This window comes from Plantactinospora sp. CNZ321, from assembly GCF_004217235.1.
This window is the reverse complement of record NZ_SHKQ01000001.1, coordinates 756,944-771,295: the sequence shown is the minus strand read 5'-3', so window position 1 is coordinate 771,295 and position 14,352 is coordinate 756,944. Positions and strand designations below refer to the sequence as shown.

Sequence of the window (14,352 nt, the reverse complement as noted above, 5' to 3'; positions counted from 1 at the left end):
GAGACACGATGCGGAAAGTACGCCGCACCCCGCCCGTCCCACTCGTTTTCCGGCACCGCCTCGACTGGCGCCGGCTGTGGTGGCGGATGTGGTGCCGGTGCGGGCGGCGGTGGGCGTCGTGCCCGTACCGTGGACTCTCGATCTTGCTCCCGCAGACGGTCCCGACGCCCGACCTGCCGCCCCAACTCGCGATGCCGGCCGCTGCGCCGACACCCGGCTCGCCGCCGTCGCGCCTGTCACCGCCGTCGCGTGGGCACAACCAGCGCCCTCGCTCCAACGCCGGGCACCGGACCCACCGCGTCCTGCCGGCGTGGGCGGACGGCGGTCGCGTCGACACCGGGGCGGGGAGATGATCGACCCCGAGTCGCCGGTCGGCGTCCACACTCCACTGCGGCCGATCTGGCTGTGCCGCACCGACGGGCAGCCGTGGCCGTGCGCCGCCGCCCGGCTCAGCCTGGTCAGGGGCTATCCGGACAGCCGGCTCGCGCTCTGTGTCCGGCTCGGCTCGTCGCTCGCCGAGGCGTACCGCGATCTGCACGCGCTCCACCCGGCCGGCGCACCGGCGGCGATGGTGCTCAGCGAGCGCTTCCTCGGCTGGGTGCCCGGCCACCGCTGAGCCCGTCGGCCACGGCCGCGCTCCGGCGTGGTGCCCGACCGGTTCCCCTTACCCTCAGTTGACCAGGGCGGGAATCCGAAAACAAGACTGGAATTCGGCCCGGAACGGGCACACGATTCTGGGCATGCGATGGGACCCTCACAGCACCCTGCGGCGGGCACTCTGGATCGGTGGCGGCCAGTGGGCCGGCAAGTCGACGGTGGCCGGGATCCTCGCCGAGCGGTACGGCCTGACGCACTACCACTACGACTACCACGACGCGCGCGGGCACGACGATCGCCGGATGATGAGCCGGATCCGGCGTGGCGAACCGCCGGAACCGGACTGGGAGGCGGTCTGGGTCCGCACGACGCCGGAGGAGATGGCCCGGCAGGTACTTGTGGAGTTCGCCGAGCGATTCGAGTGGGTGCAGGACGACCTGCGCGCGCTCGTCTCGCCCCGGCCGCTGCTCGCCGAGGGCTGGGGGCTGCGCCCCGAGCTGGTCGCGCCGGTCGCCGGGTCGACCCGGCAGATGGTGGTGATGGTGCCGACCGAGGAGTTCCGGCGGCGACAACTTGACCGGCTACCCCGGGCCGGCCGGCTCGGCCACCAGGTCAGCGACCCCGAACTCGCCCAGCGGAACCGGGTCGAGCGGGACCGCCTGCTCGCCGAGGACGCCGTGTGCGGCGCCCGACGGCTGGGCATCCCGGTGATCGAGGTCGACGGCAGCCGGGACGCCGAAGGGGTCGCGGAACTGGTTGCCGAGTACTTCGCGCCGCACCTTCCCTAGCCCCACCCGTGCCTGCCTGCATCGCTGTCTCCGCAGATCAACGACATGGCCGGCCGGGGTGGTCGCGCGTCGTTTCCGACAGAAGCTCGACTGCACGACGTGTGCCGCCTTCGGAGCGCACCAGCTCGCCGATCTCGGCGGCCCTGCGGGGCATCGTGGTGTCGGATCTCGTCGCTTCGACTGCCTCGATGAGGCGTTCGGCGGTGATCTGCCGCTGTGGGACGGGGTCTGGGGCAACGCCGATGGATTGCATTCGCCCGGACCAGAACGGCTGGTCACCGGTGAAGGGGCAGATCACCTGTGGGCGTCCGGCGAGCAGCGCGGCAGCTGTCGTTCCTGCTCCGCCGTGGTGGATGATCGCCGCGGTGCGGGGGAAGAGCCAGTCGTGCGGAGCGTCGTCGACGACGTGGACGGAGTCGGTGTTCGCACCCGCCAGTGTGATCCCGCCGGCGCCGGTTGCGACAACGGCTCGTACTCCGGTTGCCTGGACCATCTGTTGGACCATCTCGCCGATCGCCTCGGGGTTCTGGCCCCGCATGCTGCCGAAGCCGACGTAGACCGGCGGCGCTCCGCTGTCGAGGAACCTGGCCAGGGCGGGCGAGGGGTCCTGGTCCTCGCTGGCGAGGGTCCAGTATCCCGTCACGGGCGCGTGTCCGGGCCAGTCGGCCGGCTGCGGCAGGACGTGGCGACTGAACGCCTGCAGTACGAAGGCCGGGCCTCCGTCGGGGCGGCGGAACGGGTCACCGGATCCACGCCGAGACCTCAGCCCGAGTCGTGCACGCCAGCGCTTGCCTACCGCTCCGAGGAGCATCCGAGGCGCGAGCGCGGCCGGCCGGTAGCTCAGGCGGTTGAGGGATCTGGGCAGCCACGGTGGGGCCCACATCGGGCACGGAAAGGCGCTGGTCGGCACCCAGTTGGGCTGCAGTGCCACCGGGACGGAGGGAACGCCGAGGGCCTCGGCGAGGTGCTGGCCGGGCAGCATGGTGTGGTGCACCACGACGTCGGTCCGGGCGGGAACGGCCGCGGTGATGTCGTCGAGCGCGGCGGCGACGTACCGCCGGGTCCGGCGCACCACCTCGATGGCTGTCCGTTTCGCCTTTGGTCCGCGGTAGTTCGTCGCGAGTGCCTCCTGGATGTGGGGCTCGTCGGTGAGCCGGTTCCACCGGTCGTCGACGGGCGCGAACGGAACGCCGGCGGCTGCGGCGAGTGACCCGTAACACGCCGGCCCGGCCACCAGTGCCTCGTGGCCGGCGTCGGCCAGCGCGCGTCCCAGGGCGACGAACGGCTGTACGTCGCCACGCGTCCCGAACGCGAGCACGAATGCCCTCATCCTGCTGGGTCCCCTCTGTTCGGCCGCGTCCCGAGGACCTCCGAGACCGGCAGTCCGCTTTCTGACCTGGCTGAAATTTCAGTACCGAGCATGACTCTCACCGCCGGGGTGGTCAAGTCCGGTTTGCGGAGAGTGTGCGATGTCGCATGGGACCGGGGTGGCCGGGCGGGCTAGGGTTTCCTCTGATGGCCGACCAGGGTGCGACGGGGAAGGCTTCGCTCACGCAGCAGGCCTACGCAGCGCTGCGTGCCCGGATCGTGACCTGTGAGCTTCCGCCGGGGTCGTCGCTCACCGAGCGGGGACTGGCCCGCTCGACTCCGTACGGGCTGACGCCGATTCGTCGGGCGCTCGCTCGTCTGGACCGCGAGGGGTTGATCATCACGCTGCCCCGGGCCGGGTACGTCGTGAGCCCCCTCGACGCTCAGGAAGTGTCGGAGCTGGTCGAGGCGTGGGATCTCATCGGTCCCGAGCTTGTCCGTCTGGGTTTGGAGCGCCTTTCCGACGTCGAGGCGGACGAGCTTGCCCGGCTGTTGATTGAGTGGTCCCCGCCCGATACCGACGGTGATGATCGGTTGGAGGCGGTCCTGCGCTTCTCCGAGCTGTCGATGCGGGTCTTCCAGGTCCTGGCCGTCGCGAGCGCGAACCGCTGGTTGCGGTCGACCTTCGACCAGCTCTCGGACCAGATGTCGCGCCTGTGGGTCACCCTGCTCAAGGGCCGCGAAGTCCCGGAACAGCTACAACAGCTCATGGACCGCTGGAACCGACACATCGCGGGCCGGCAGCCCGAAGAGATCGCCGAACATCTACCGCGGTTGATCAAAGACAGTGGCCGAGCGGCACGTGACCTGTTCCACCAACTCCCGACGGCACCGGGCCCGGCGGCACTGCCCGGGGCGACGGCGGCAGATCCCGGGTCAGGAACCCGGAGCGGGTGAGGTATCCGGACCGGGTGAGGCGTCGACGAGCAGCCGGCGGGCGGCGGCACGGGTCGGTCGTGGTGAGCGTGTCGACCCGGGCCCGGAACTCGGCGGTGGGCAGCGGCCGCCAGCCGGGCTGGTGGTGGATCGCGTCGAGTTCGACGTACGGCACGCCGAGCCGGGCGGCCAACGCCCTGGCCAGGGTGCTCTTGCCCGAACCCGAGTTACCGACCACCGACACCCGCCGCACAACCTCCGACCGTAGCCCGGCGACGCCAGCCGAGCATCCCGGCCGGGGGACGATGTCCACGATGGAAGTGATGACCGGAGGCTCCATGGAGATCGAACCGGACCTGCCCGGGGTCACGCCCTGCTGATCGCGCCCGACCCGGGCGAGGGCTGCGCCCCCGCCGACCTGGACGCGATCGAGACTTTCGCCCGGCGGCACGCCGTTCCCTGAGGGTGCTGAGCTGAACCGTCGTCCCGGGTTTACCGGGTGCCGGGTATGGGGACATTTGCCACTGTCGGCCGCGCGAGGTACCGCCGGTCGCCGCCCCAGACGCGAGGAGCAACCGAGGAGCGACCCGATGCCCGACGAGCAGCATGCCGAACCGCAGCAGGAGCCACCAGGCACCCTCGACAAGATGCGTTCCAAGCCCGACCACGGCGAGGACTCCTACCGGGGCTCCGGCCGGCTGGCGGGCAAGAAGGCGGTGATCACCGGCGCGGACAGCGGCATCGGCCGGGCGGTCGCCATCGCGTGCGCCCGGGAGGGCGCCGACGTGCTGATCTCGTACCTGAACGAGCACGAGGACGCCCGGGAGACCGCGAAGCTCGTCGAGGACGCGGGACGGCAGGCCGTACTCGTCGCCGGGGACGTCGGCGATCCGGCGGTGTGCCGTGCGGTGGTGGACCGGGCGGTCGAGGAGTTCGGCCGGATCGACGTACTGGTCAACAACGCCGCCTACCAGATGACCCACGAGAGCCTCGAAGAGGTGACCGACGAGGAGTGGCAGCACACCTTCGACGTCAACATCACGGCGATGTTCCGGCTGGTCCAGGCGGCGCTGCCGCACCTGGGCGAGAAAGCGTCGATCATCAACACCAGTTCGATCAACTACGACACGCCGCGCCCGACGCTGCTGCCGTACGCGACCACCAAGGGCGCGATCGCGAACTTCACCGCCGGGCTGGCCCAGATGCTCGGCGAGCGGGGAATCCGGGTGAACGCCGTCGCGCCCGGCCCGATCTGGACTCCGCTGATCCCGTCCACCATGCCGCCCGAGCACGTCGAGAAGTTCGGCAAGAACACCCCGCTGGGCCGCCCCGGCCAGCCCAGGGAGGTCGCCCCGGCGTACGTGCTGCTCGCCTCGGACGAGGCCAGCTACATCTCCGGCGCGATCATCCCGGTCACCGGAGGCAAGCCCATCCTCTGACCATCGTTTCTCTCCCCCGGAAGGAGTGCGTCATGCCCGCAGGGTCGAGTCCGAAGCGGGAACGCCAGTACAAGCACATCAAGGCCAGTGCGCGCAAGCGCGGCGAGTCGACCGACCGCGCCGAGGAGATCGCCGCCCGGACGGTCAACAAGGAACGCGCCCGGGCCGGCGAGTCGAAGACCGCCAGCCGTTCGTCGGTCAGGGACGTCTCCTCCGGCCACCGGGGCGGAAAGCGGTCGCACACCGGCGCGCAGGGGCGTACCAAGGAACAGCTCTACAACGAGGCGAAGAAGCGCAACATCAAGGGCCGGTCGAGCATGTCCAAGGCCCAGTTGGAGAAGGCGCTCGCGCGCTGAGCAGACCCGCGGGACGGTACGGCGGCCGTACCGTCCCGCGGGTCACGGCCGGCCGGGGTCACCGGCCGGCCGCCGTGATCCGGGCCCCGATCGCGTCGAGGACCAGGTCGAGCCCGAAGTCGAAGCGGTCCAGCGCCCGTCGAAGGGTGTAGGGGAGCGTGCTGTCGGAGACCGCGAACGCCCCCGCCGCACCGAGTGCGTCGAGCCGGGGAAACCGTCCGGCCATCCGTTCGGCCAGCAGCGGGGCGCGCCGTTCCCACCACTCGTCGTCGGTGCTGCCGGTCTGCCGGGGCGCCTGTTCGGCCTCGACCACCGCCGCCGCCGCGCCCCTGGTGTACGACTCGACGGCCGCGACGCAGGACGCCACCTCGATCGCGGCCAGGCCGTACCCGTCGAGCAGCGCCAGTGCGGCGTCATAGCGGGTGATCACGTGCGGGCCGAAGACGGTGCGCGACGTCGCCACCTGGAGCAGCCAGGGGTGGGCCCGGAAGGCGGCGAGGTCGGCGGCGGCCAGCTCACCCAGTCCGGCCCGCCAACCCGCGTCGGCGCGGGGCAGGGGCTGGCCGGCGGCGATCCGGTCGACCATCAGCTCCAGCAGCTCGGCCTTGCCCGGCACGTAGGTGTAGAGCGAGGCGGCACCGATGCCGAGCGTCTGGGCCAGGGCCCGCATCGACAGCGCGGCAGGTCCGGCGCGGTCGGCCTCGGCGATCGCCGTGTCGACGATCCGGGTCAGGTCGAGCCGGTGTCGCGGCCCGCGTCGGGGGACGGGCGCACCGTCCCAGAGCAGCGCCATCGTGCGCGCCGCGTCGCCGCGCCCCGGGTACTCCATTTCAGGCCCTCTCGCCAGCATTACTCCGAACAGCGTACGATGTTTGCGTGCCCACCGAACTCGCCATCCCCGGCCTGCCCTGCCGAGACCTGGACGACGTCCTGCCGTTCTACACCGCCCTCGGTTTCGAGGTGACGTACCGGCAGCAGCGTCCCAACCCGTACGCCGCCGTCCGGCGGGGCGGGATCGAACTGCACTTCTTCGCCGTACCCCAGTTCGACCCGGCCGACTCGATGGGAAGCGTGGTGCTGCTCGTCCCGGACACCGGCGAGTTGCACACCGCGTTCGCGGCAGGGCTGCGGGCCGCGTTCGGCAAAGTGCCGGTCGCCGGGATTCCCCGGATGACCCGGCCGCGTCGCCGCCAGGGCACCGCGGCCGGGTTCACGGTGGTCGACCCGGGCGGCAACTGGCTGCGGATCAGCCGGCACGGCGACCCGGACGAGGCCAGTACCAGCGGTACTAGCGGCACCGGGGACGGCGGGAGCGCCGGTGCCGACGGCTCCGGCGACCGGACCGGACCGGGAGGCCGGCTGACCCGGGTGGTGGCCACCGCCGCCCGGCAGGCCGACTCGCACGGCGACGAGAGCGCCGCGATCCGGGTACTGGAGAACGGCCTCGCCCGGCACGCGGACGCGGCACCCGCGCAGCGGCTTCCCGCGCTGGTCTACCTCGCCGAACTGCGCTGGCGCACCGGCGATCCTGAGGCGGCGGCCCGGCTGCTCGCCGAGGTCGACGCGGTGGAACTCTCCGCCGACGAGCGTGCGGCGCTCGCCACCGACCTGGCGACCGCCGCCGAGATCCGCGCCGAACTGGACCGCTGACCGGCGGTGCTGGCGGCGCCGGGAATACCGGTCGCGGCTGGCGGCGTTCTCGCCTAACGTGATCGCCATGTTCGGCACGCTCGGCTCTGTGCGGCCCGCAGGGTTCCTCCTGCTGGGCCCCGCCGCCGTGTGCCTGGCGTCGTCCCACCCTGCCGCGCTGCCGGTCCAGCCGATCCAGCCGAACCGGCTGGATAGCGGCGCGCGAGGCTGACCCTCCTCCCGCACCAGCAGAACCCACGGAGGAGGGTGGCCCGGATCCCCGGTGCCGCCCTTTCCTGGCGCACCGGATGCGCGGTTCTGGCGCGGTCTCCCTTCTCGCGGTCTGGCACCCGCCCGCGCTCGTCGCCCGCCGACCCGTCTCTGCAATGAGGACATTCCGATGGCCAAGAGCCAGTTCGTACGCACCAAGCCGCACCTCAACATCGGCACGATGGGACACGTCGACCACGGCAAGACCACGCTGACCGCCGCGATCACGAAGGTGCTCGCCGACCGGGACCCGGCGGTCAACCGGTTCGTCGCCTTCGACGGCATCGACCGGGCGCCGGAGGAGGTCGCCCGGGGCATCACCATTACCATCGCGCACGTCGAGTACGAGACCGCCACCCGGCACTACGCGCACGTCGACATGCCGGGCCACGCCGACTACGTGAAGAACATGATCACGGGGGCGGCGCAGGTGGACGGGGCGATCCTGGTCGTCTCGGCGCTGGACGGCGCGATGCCGCAGACCCGGGAACACATCCTGCTCGCCCAGCGGGTCGGGGTGCCGTACCTGGTGGTGGCGCTGAACAAGGCGGACGCGGTGACCGACCCCGAACTGCTGGACCTGGTCGAGCTGGAGGTGCGGGAGCTGGTCAGCGAGTACGGCTTTCCCGGTGACGAGGTGCCGGTGGTGCGGGTCTCCGCACTGCGGGCGCTGGAGGGCGACCCCGGCTGGGTCAGGTCCATCGCGGACCTGCTCGACGCGGTCGACCGGTACGTCCCGGTGCCGCCGCGCGAACTCGACCGGCCGTTCCTGATGCCGATCGAGAACGTGCTCACCATCTCCGGCCGGGGGACCGTGGTGACCGGAGCCGTCGAGCGCGGCTCGCTGCGCGCCGGTGACCCGGTCGAGGTGGTCGGGCTCGCCCCGACCCTGTCGACCGTGGCGATCGGGCTGGAGACCTTCGGCCGGTCGCTGGAGTCGGCGCAGGCCGGGGACAACGCGGCCGTACTGCTGCGCGGGGTCAAGCGCGACCAGGTGCAGCGGGGGCAGGTGGTGGCTCTGCCGGGCAGCGTCACGCCACACCGCCGGTTCACCGCCCAGCTCTACGCGCTGACCACCGCCGAGGGCGGTCGGCGTACGCCGTTCCACGCCAACTACCGGCCGCAGTTCTACTTCCGGACCACCGACGTGGTCGGCGCGGTGGACCTGGGCGAGCTGCCCCAGGTCGCCCCCGGCGACACCGTGACGATCACGGTCGAGCTGGGCAAGCCGATCGCGATGGACGTCGGGCTCGGCTTCGCCGTCCGGGAGGGCGGCCGGACGGTCGCCGCCGGCACGGTGACCGCCCTGCTCGACTAGGCTCCACCGGCAACTCGGCCGGGTTCGTCGACCAGGGCGGCTCAGCCCGGGTCTCAGCCCGGTCTCAGCCCGGGTCTCCGGCCGGGACCTCAGCCGGCGGTCCGCTCGTCGGACCGCCGGCTGATCCGGACCAGCCGGTCGCCGTCGGGCGTGCGGAAGTAGAGCACGTACCGCCCCGAGCGGCGTCGCCGCACGAGCTGGGCGTCGAGCAGCACCCGCAGGTGCCCGCCGACCGAGCCCAGCCCGTGCCCGGTCGCCGCGACCAGCCCGGTGGTACTCGCCGGCGACTCCAGCCGGGCGAGGATCTCCGCCCGGACCGGGCCGAGCAGTCGGCTCAGTGCCGCCGGAGGGGCGCCGTAGGCCGGATCGGCCAGGATTCCCCGGCACGGGTAGACCACCGTGTGTCGGTCCGGACGGTCGGAACCGACCCAGCCCCGGGCCGACGTACTCGGCACGAAGAGCAGCCCGGCGTCGCCGAGGTCCACCGGCGGCAGGTCGTACGTGTTGATCTGCAGCCGGCCGTGCCCCAACCAGCGCATCCCCGGTCGCATCTCGTCCAGGGTGGCCGCCCAGCCGCCCGAGCTGAGCAGGTGGGTCCGGGACACGATGTCGGCCTCGAAGAGTCGCTGCCGGCGCGGCCAGTCCGGGCGCAGCGTGCGGGTCCAGACCCATTCCAGCAGCTCGGCGACGCGTTCCGGCAGGTCGGCGCCGCCCAGTTCGGCCGGGAGCGGCGCGTCGAGGCCGGCCTGCAGGTCGGCCCGGGCCGTCCCGGCCGGCGTCTCGCGGATCCGGCGCAGCTCGCCGGCGAACGTCACCTCGGCGTCGCCGGCCGGCGCGCCGACGAAGCCGGCCGGCGCGCCGACGAAGCCGGCCGGCGTGCCGAGGAAGTCGGGCAGCCAGCGCGGCGGGAAGGCGGCCCGGACGAACGCCGCGCTGAACGGGTCGCCGGCCAGCCGGGACCGGTACGCGGCCGAGTGCGTGTCGAGCCAGGCCCGCTGACCCGGGAGCGTCGGATGCCCGCCCAGCGCCTTGAGGGCCGCGACAGTCTCGACCAGGGGCGAGACGGCGAACCGGCTGCGGGCCAGCACGTCCGCGTCGAGCAGCCAGAGCCCCACGACCACCTCCGGTTTCGTCTCCAGGTGAAAAGGTAACGGCTCGCCGGACGGTCCACCCAGACTGCTGCCGTGCGAACCTATCGACAGTTGTTCCGGGTCCCCGAGTTCCGCCCGCTCTTCCTGGCGACCGCCGCCCAGGTCGCGGCGGGCACCGTCAACGGGCTCGCCCTCGGCACCCTGGTGTACTCCGCCACCGGGTCACCGCTGCTCGCCGCGCTCAGCCTCTTCGGCCCCTCCTTCGCCCAGATGCTCGGCGCCACCACCCTGCTCTCGATGGCCGACCGGGTGCCGCCGCGCGCCGCGCTGGTCAGCGTCACCCTCTTCCTCTGCGCCGCCACCCTCACCATGGCGCTGCCCGGAATGCCGATCGGGGCCATGTTCGTGGTGATCGGGCTGATGGGGCTGGCCGGCTCGATGGGCGGCGGGGTCCGCTGGGGACTGCTCGGCGAGATCCTGCCGGACGGCGGCTACCTGCTCGGCCGGTCGGTCATGAACATGTCGGTCGGAGCGATGCAGATCACCGGCTTCGCGCTCGGCGGTGCCCTGCTGGCCGTCGTCGCCCCGCGCCAGGTGCTGCTGATCGGCGCCGACCTGTACCTCAGCGCCGCCCTGGTCGCCCGGTTCGGCCTCACCGGCCGCCCACCGAGGGCCGCCGGCCGGCCGTCGGTGCGGCAGACCTGGCAGGTCAACGCCCGGCTCTGGGCGGCACCCGCCCGCCGGTACGTCTACCTCGCGCTGTGGCTGCCGAACGGGCTCGTCGTCGGCTGCGAGGCGCTGTTCATCCCGTACGCCCCGGAATCGGCCGGGGTGCTCTTCGTCGCCGGTGCCCTCGGGATGCTCGCCGGAGACACCGTCGTCGGCCGGTTCGTCCCGGCCCGGTGGCGGCAGCGGCTCGTCACGCCGCTGCAACTCTCGCTCGGGGTGCCGTACCTGCTCTTCGCCCTGCCGATCCCGCTGCCGGTCGCCGCGCTCGCCGTGGCGACGGCCTCGGCCGGATTCGGCGCCGGGGTCCTGCTCCAGCAGCGCCTCGTCGATCTCACCCCGGGTCAGATGCGCGGCCAGGCGCTCGGACTGCACTCCTCGGGGATGCTGACCATGCAGGCGGTGGCGGCGACGCTGGCCGGCACCGTCGCCCAGTACCTGCCGGTCGGGATGGCGATGACCGTGATGGCGGTGCTGTCCCTGCTGGTCACGCTCCTGCTCCGCCCCGGACTGCGCGTTCCGGCCGAGGCTCGTACCCCGGAACCGGCGCCGGTGTGACCGGCCGCCGGCTGCCGGCTGCCCGCCTCGCCGGGGCGTCGGGGCGGGCCGCTCGACGGCGGCTCGACTAGGGTGGGAACCCCCTCGGTGAAAGGAGCGCGATGGTCGGCGTACGGCGGCGGCTGGTCGGCGTGGTCACGGTGCTGGCGATGGTGCCGCTGGGTCTGGCCGGCTGTAGCGTGTTCGACGGGCTCGTCGGGCAGGGCGCCGAGCCCACCCCCACCCCGGACGAGGGCCCGGACCGGGCCCGGGAGCGGGTGCAGGCATATCTGGACGCGATGAAGGCGAAGAGTGTCGCGGATGGCCGCGAACAGCTCTGCGAGCCGCTGCGGGAGTCCTTCGACCAGGCGGCCACCGGCCCGAACGGCGACTTCGCCAAGCACTTCTCGGTCTCGGCGGCGAAGATCACCGATGTCCGGGCCAACGGTGCCGACCAGGATGTCAGCACCTCGATCACGGTGAAGGTCGGTGGCAAGACCAGCGCGACCAAGGTGCTCTTCACGGTCGCCCGGGCCGACGGGCAGTGGTGCATCGCCAAGGAGGCGATCGGCGGCCACACCCCGGCCCCGTCCGGCTCCCCGACCGAGCCGACCTGATCGCTCGCCGATCGGGCCGGCCTGATCGCCCCGGTATCGCCGGATCCCCGGCCCGCCCGGGCGCCTCGGGCGGGCTCCCACGCTTCGGACGGGCATACCTCGCTCCCGGCACCGTGCGGGTTCCGCCGTACGCTTTCAGACATGCGCCATGAGTGGCACCAGTTGAGCTACCCCGCGGTGGGCAACACCGCGCTGCAGACCAGCCGGCCGACCGAGGACTCCGCCGAGGACGAGGCGCTCGGCCTGGACAGATGGCGGGAACTGCCCCGGGCCCAGACACCGCCGTGGCCGGATCCGGCGGTGGTGGACGAGGTCTGCAAGATCCTTCAGAACGTGCCCTCGATCGTCGCGCCCTACGAGGTCGACCAGCTCCGGCAGCGGCTGGCGCTGGTCTGCGAGGGGCGGGCGTTCCTGCTCCAGGGCGGCGACTGCGCCGAGACCTTCACCGACAACACCGAGAGCCACCTGCTGGCCAACGCCCGGACGCTGCTGCAGATGGCGGTGGTGCTGACGTACGGGGCGTCGCTGCCGGTGGTGAAGGTGGCCCGGGTGGCCGGGCAGTACACCAAGCCGCGGTCGCTGCCGACCGACGCGCGAGGGCTGCCGGCGTACCGGGGCGACATGATCAACTCGCTGGAGGCGGTGCCGGAGGCACGGATCGCCGACCCGCAGCGCATGATCCGGGCGTACGCGAACTCGGCCGCCGCGATGAACATGCTCCGGGCGTACCTCGCCGGAGGGCTGGCCGACCTGCACGCCGTGCACGACTGGAACAAGGGCTTCGTCAAGAACTCCCCGGCCGGCGAGCGCTACGAGGCGATCGCCCGGGAGATCGACCGGGCGCTCGCCTTCATCCGGGCCTGCGGGCTGACCGAGGAGGAGGCACTGCGCACCGTCACCCTCTACTGCTCGCACGAGGCGCTGGCCCTGGAGTACGACCGGGCGCTGACCCGGGTCTCCGACGGCCGGGCGTACGGGCTGTCCGGGCACTTCCTCTGGGTCGGCGAGCGCACCCGGCAGATCGACGGGGCGCACCTGGACTTCATCTCCCGGATCGCCAACCCGATCGGCGTCAAGCTCGGCCCCACCACCACCCCGGACCAGGCGATCGAGCTGTGCGAGAAGCTGAACCCGGAGAACGTTCCGGGCCGGCTCACCCTGATCAGCCGGATGGGCAACGGCCGCGTCCGGGAGGTACTGCCGCCGATCGTGGCCAAGGTCACCGCGGCCGGCGCCAAGGTCGTCTGGCAGTGCGACCCGATGCACGGCAACACCCACGAGTCGTCCAACGGCTACAAGACCCGGCACTTCGACCGGATCGTCGACGAGGTGCTCGGCTACTTCGAGGTGCACCGGTCGCTGGAGACGCACCCGGGCGGCCTGCACGTCGAGCTGACCGGCGAGGACGTCACGGAGTGCCTCGGCGGCGCGCAGGCGATCGAGGACATCCACCTGCCGGACCGCTACGAGACCGCCTGCGACCCCCGGCTCAACACCCAGCAGTCGCTGGAACTCGCCTTCCTGGTAGCGGAGATGCTTCGTGGCTGACGACCCGATCTCCCGGCTCGTCCCGTTCGGCGCCCGGAACGCGTCCCCGACCCCGGACCCGGACCGCCCTGTCGACCTCCGGTCCGACACCGTCACCCGACCCACCGCAGGCATGCGCGCCGAGATGGCCGCAGCCGAGGTCGGCGACGACGTCTACGCCGAGGACCCGACCGTCAACGCCCTCGAAGCCGAGGTCGCAGCCCTCTTCGGTCACGAGGCGGCCCTCTTCGCCCCGACCGGCTCGATGGCCAACCAGATCGCCATCCAGCTGCTGGTGCCGCCCGGCGAGGAACTGCTCTGCGACGCTGACGCGCACGTCGTGACGTACGAGATCGGCGCGGCGGCCGCGATCGGCGGCGTCTCCACCCGGACCTGGTCGCCGGCCGGCGCCGACCTCGACCCGGAGGTGGTCGCGGCGATGATCCGACCGGACGGCTACCACGCGGTGCCGACCCGGGCGATAGCGGTCGAGCAGACCCACAACCGGGGCGGCGGCGGGGTGATCCCGCTGGCCACCCTCGGTGAGTTGCGCCGGGTCGCCGACGACGCCGGGATCGGACTGCACTGCGACGGCGCCCGGATCTGGCACGCGCACGTCGCCGACGGCGTGCCGCTGGCCAGCTACGGCGAGCTGTTCGACACCCTGTCGGTCTGCCTCTCCAAGGGGCTCGGCGCGCCGGTCGGTTCGTTGGTGGTCGGCAGCGCGGAACGGATCGCCCGGGCCCGGGTGATCCGCAAGCGGATGGGTGGCGGGATGCGCCAGGCGGGGATCCTCGCCGCCGCCGGCCGGTACGCGCTGCGACATCACGTGCGGCGGTTGGCCGAGGACCACGCTCGGGCGGCCCGGCTGGCGGACGCGCTCGCCCCGTTCGGGGTGCTGGCCGGTTCGGTCCGCACCAACATCGTTCCGCTGGACCTGACCAAGTGCGGGATCGAGGCGGCCGAGCTGGCTACGGCGGCCCGGGACCGGGGCGTACTCGTCTCGGTGCTCGGCCCGCGCGCCGCCCGGCTGGTGACCCACCACGATCTGGACGACGCCGGAGTGGAGCTGGCCGTCACCGTGCTCACCCAGATCTTCCGGCGCTGACCGGACCGGCCGCCGGGATCGCGGCCGGCAGGGATCGCTGCCCTGCCGGGATCGCGGCCGGATGGGAACGCGGCAGGGATCACGCCCCGCCGGGATCGCGGCCGG

At 72.6% G+C, this 14,352-nt stretch carries 15 protein-coding genes; 11 read left to right on the top strand and 4 right to left on the bottom strand.

Features of this window, described 5'->3' with window-relative positions; genetic code table 11:
* Positions 1-349 precede the first annotated feature (349 nt).
* Positions 350-616 (top strand): hypothetical protein, encoded by a 267-nt coding sequence (locus EV371_RS03340; protein ID WP_349338575.1) that lies wholly within the window; start codon positions 350-352, stop codon positions 614-616.
* 124 nt (positions 617-740) lie between these two features.
* Entirely contained in the window at positions 741-1,385 is a 645-nt protein-coding gene (locus EV371_RS03335) for a hypothetical protein (RefSeq protein ID WP_130460740.1), read from the top strand.
* 37 nt (positions 1,386-1,422) lie between these two features.
* On the opposite strand, the gene EV371_RS03330 is transcribed toward EV371_RS03335, so the two are convergent.
* Entirely contained in the window at positions 1,423-2,715 is a 1,293-nt protein-coding gene (locus EV371_RS03330) for a glycosyltransferase (protein ID WP_130460739.1), read from the bottom strand.
* A gap of 185 nt (positions 2,716-2,900) precedes the next feature.
* Between EV371_RS03330 and EV371_RS03325 the strand changes: the two genes are divergently transcribed.
* Positions 2,901-3,650 carry a GntR family transcriptional regulator gene (locus tag EV371_RS03325; RefSeq protein ID WP_165436594.1) on the top strand — a complete coding sequence of 250 codons (750 nt, stop codon included), beginning with the start codon at positions 2,901-2,903 and terminating at the stop codon, positions 3,648-3,650.
* Here EV371_RS03325 and EV371_RS34050 read toward each other — a convergent pair.
* A complete protein-coding gene (locus EV371_RS34050) occupies positions 3,532-3,969 on the bottom strand; it encodes an AAA family ATPase (RefSeq protein ID WP_486484459.1) in 438 nt (145 codons plus the stop codon). The genes EV371_RS03325 and EV371_RS34050 overlap by 119 nt on opposite strands.
* 250 nt (positions 3,970-4,219) lie before the next feature.
* Here EV371_RS34050 and EV371_RS03315 point away from each other — a divergent pair, with 250 nt between their 5' ends.
* Together EV371_RS03315 and EV371_RS03310 are read left to right on the top strand one after the other, a co-directional pair.
* Positions 4,220-5,068, top strand: coding sequence for a glucose 1-dehydrogenase (locus tag EV371_RS03315; RefSeq protein WP_130460737.1), 849 nt, complete (start codon positions 4,220-4,222; stop codon positions 5,066-5,068).
* A 32-nt stretch (positions 5,069-5,100) separates the two neighbouring features.
* Positions 5,101-5,424: a plasmid stabilization protein gene (locus EV371_RS03310; RefSeq protein ID WP_130460736.1), complete on the top strand. Its 324-nt coding sequence runs from the start codon at positions 5,101-5,103 to the stop codon at positions 5,422-5,424.
* Between the two features lie 58 nt (positions 5,425-5,482).
* Here EV371_RS03310 and EV371_RS03305 read toward each other — a convergent pair whose 3' ends face one another.
* Positions 5,483-6,253 carry a TetR/AcrR family transcriptional regulator C-terminal domain-containing protein gene (locus tag EV371_RS03305; protein WP_165436592.1) on the bottom strand — a complete coding sequence of 257 codons (771 nt, stop codon included), beginning with the start codon at positions 6,251-6,253 and terminating at the stop codon, positions 5,483-5,485.
* 47 nt (positions 6,254-6,300) lie between these two features.
* Here EV371_RS03305 and EV371_RS03300 point away from each other — a divergent pair, with 47 nt between their 5' ends.
* On the top strand, positions 6,301-7,074 hold the full coding sequence (locus tag EV371_RS03300; RefSeq protein ID WP_130460734.1) for a VOC family protein: 774 nt from the start codon (positions 6,301-6,303) through the stop codon (positions 7,072-7,074).
* A 379-nt stretch (positions 7,075-7,453) separates the two neighbouring features.
* On the top strand, positions 7,454-8,641 hold the full coding sequence (gene tuf / locus EV371_RS03295; protein WP_130460733.1) for an elongation factor Tu: 1,188 nt from the start codon (positions 7,454-7,456) through the stop codon (positions 8,639-8,641).
* A gap of 89 nt (positions 8,642-8,730) precedes the next feature.
* On the opposite strand, the gene EV371_RS03290 is transcribed toward tuf, so the two are convergent.
* Positions 8,731-9,756 carry a winged helix-turn-helix domain-containing protein gene (locus tag EV371_RS03290; RefSeq protein ID WP_130460732.1) on the bottom strand — a complete coding sequence of 342 codons (1,026 nt, stop codon included), beginning with the start codon at positions 9,754-9,756 and terminating at the stop codon, positions 8,731-8,733.
* Positions 9,757-9,825: 69 nt separating this feature from the next.
* On the opposite strand from EV371_RS03290, the gene EV371_RS03285 reads away from it, so the two are divergent.
* The 4 genes from EV371_RS03285 (at position 9,826) to EV371_RS03270 (ending at position 14,247) form a co-directional block, all read left to right on the top strand.
* Positions 9,826-11,016, top strand: a complete 1,191-nt coding sequence (locus EV371_RS03285; protein ID WP_130460731.1) for an MFS transporter — start codon at positions 9,826-9,828, stop codon at positions 11,014-11,016.
* A 101-nt stretch (positions 11,017-11,117) separates the two neighbouring features.
* A complete protein-coding gene (locus tag EV371_RS03280) occupies positions 11,118-11,612 on the top strand; it encodes an Rv0361 family membrane protein (RefSeq protein WP_130460730.1) in 495 nt (164 codons plus the stop codon).
* Between the two features lie 141 nt (positions 11,613-11,753).
* On the top strand, positions 11,754-13,160 hold the full coding sequence (locus EV371_RS03275; RefSeq protein WP_130460729.1) for a class II 3-deoxy-7-phosphoheptulonate synthase: 1,407 nt from the start codon (positions 11,754-11,756) through the stop codon (positions 13,158-13,160).
* A 7-nt stretch (positions 13,161-13,167) separates the two neighbouring features.
* Complete coding sequence (locus EV371_RS03270) at positions 13,168-14,247, top strand: threonine aldolase family protein (RefSeq protein WP_486484906.1); 1,080 nt, start codon at positions 13,168-13,170, stop codon at positions 14,245-14,247.
* The last annotated feature ends 105 nt before the right edge of the window (positions 14,248-14,352 follow it).

What these genes read in the sequence shown, in the direction of transcription:
- EV371_RS03340 (WP_349338575.1), top strand. Translation starts at nt 350, where the DNA reads ATGATCGACCCCGAGTCGCCGGTCGGCGTCCACACTCCACTGCGGCCG.
- EV371_RS03335 (WP_130460740.1), top strand. Translation starts at nt 741, where the DNA reads ATGCGATGGGACCCTCACAGCACCCTGCGGCGGGCACTCTGGATCGGT.
- EV371_RS03330 (WP_130460739.1), bottom strand. Translation starts at nt 2,715, where the DNA reads ATGAGGGCATTCGTGCTCGCGTTCGGGACGCGTGGCGACGTACAGCCG.
- EV371_RS03325 (WP_165436594.1), top strand. Translation starts at nt 2,901, where the DNA reads ATGGCCGACCAGGGTGCGACGGGGAAGGCTTCGCTCACGCAGCAGGCC.
- EV371_RS34050 (WP_486484459.1), bottom strand. Translation starts at nt 3,969, where the DNA reads ATGGAGCCTCCGGTCATCACTTCCATCGTGGACATCGTCCCCCGGCCG.
- EV371_RS03315 (WP_130460737.1), top strand. Translation starts at nt 4,220, where the DNA reads ATGCCCGACGAGCAGCATGCCGAACCGCAGCAGGAGCCACCAGGCACC.
- EV371_RS03310 (WP_130460736.1), top strand. Translation starts at nt 5,101, where the DNA reads ATGCCCGCAGGGTCGAGTCCGAAGCGGGAACGCCAGTACAAGCACATC.
- EV371_RS03305 (WP_165436592.1), bottom strand. Translation starts at nt 6,253, where the DNA reads ATGGAGTACCCGGGGCGCGGCGACGCGGCGCGCACGATGGCGCTGCTC.
- tuf (WP_130460733.1), top strand. Translation starts at nt 7,454, where the DNA reads ATGGCCAAGAGCCAGTTCGTACGCACCAAGCCGCACCTCAACATCGGC.
- EV371_RS03280 (WP_130460730.1), top strand. Translation starts at nt 11,118, where the DNA reads ATGGTCGGCGTACGGCGGCGGCTGGTCGGCGTGGTCACGGTGCTGGCG.
- EV371_RS03275 (WP_130460729.1), top strand. Translation starts at nt 11,754, where the DNA reads ATGCGCCATGAGTGGCACCAGTTGAGCTACCCCGCGGTGGGCAACACC.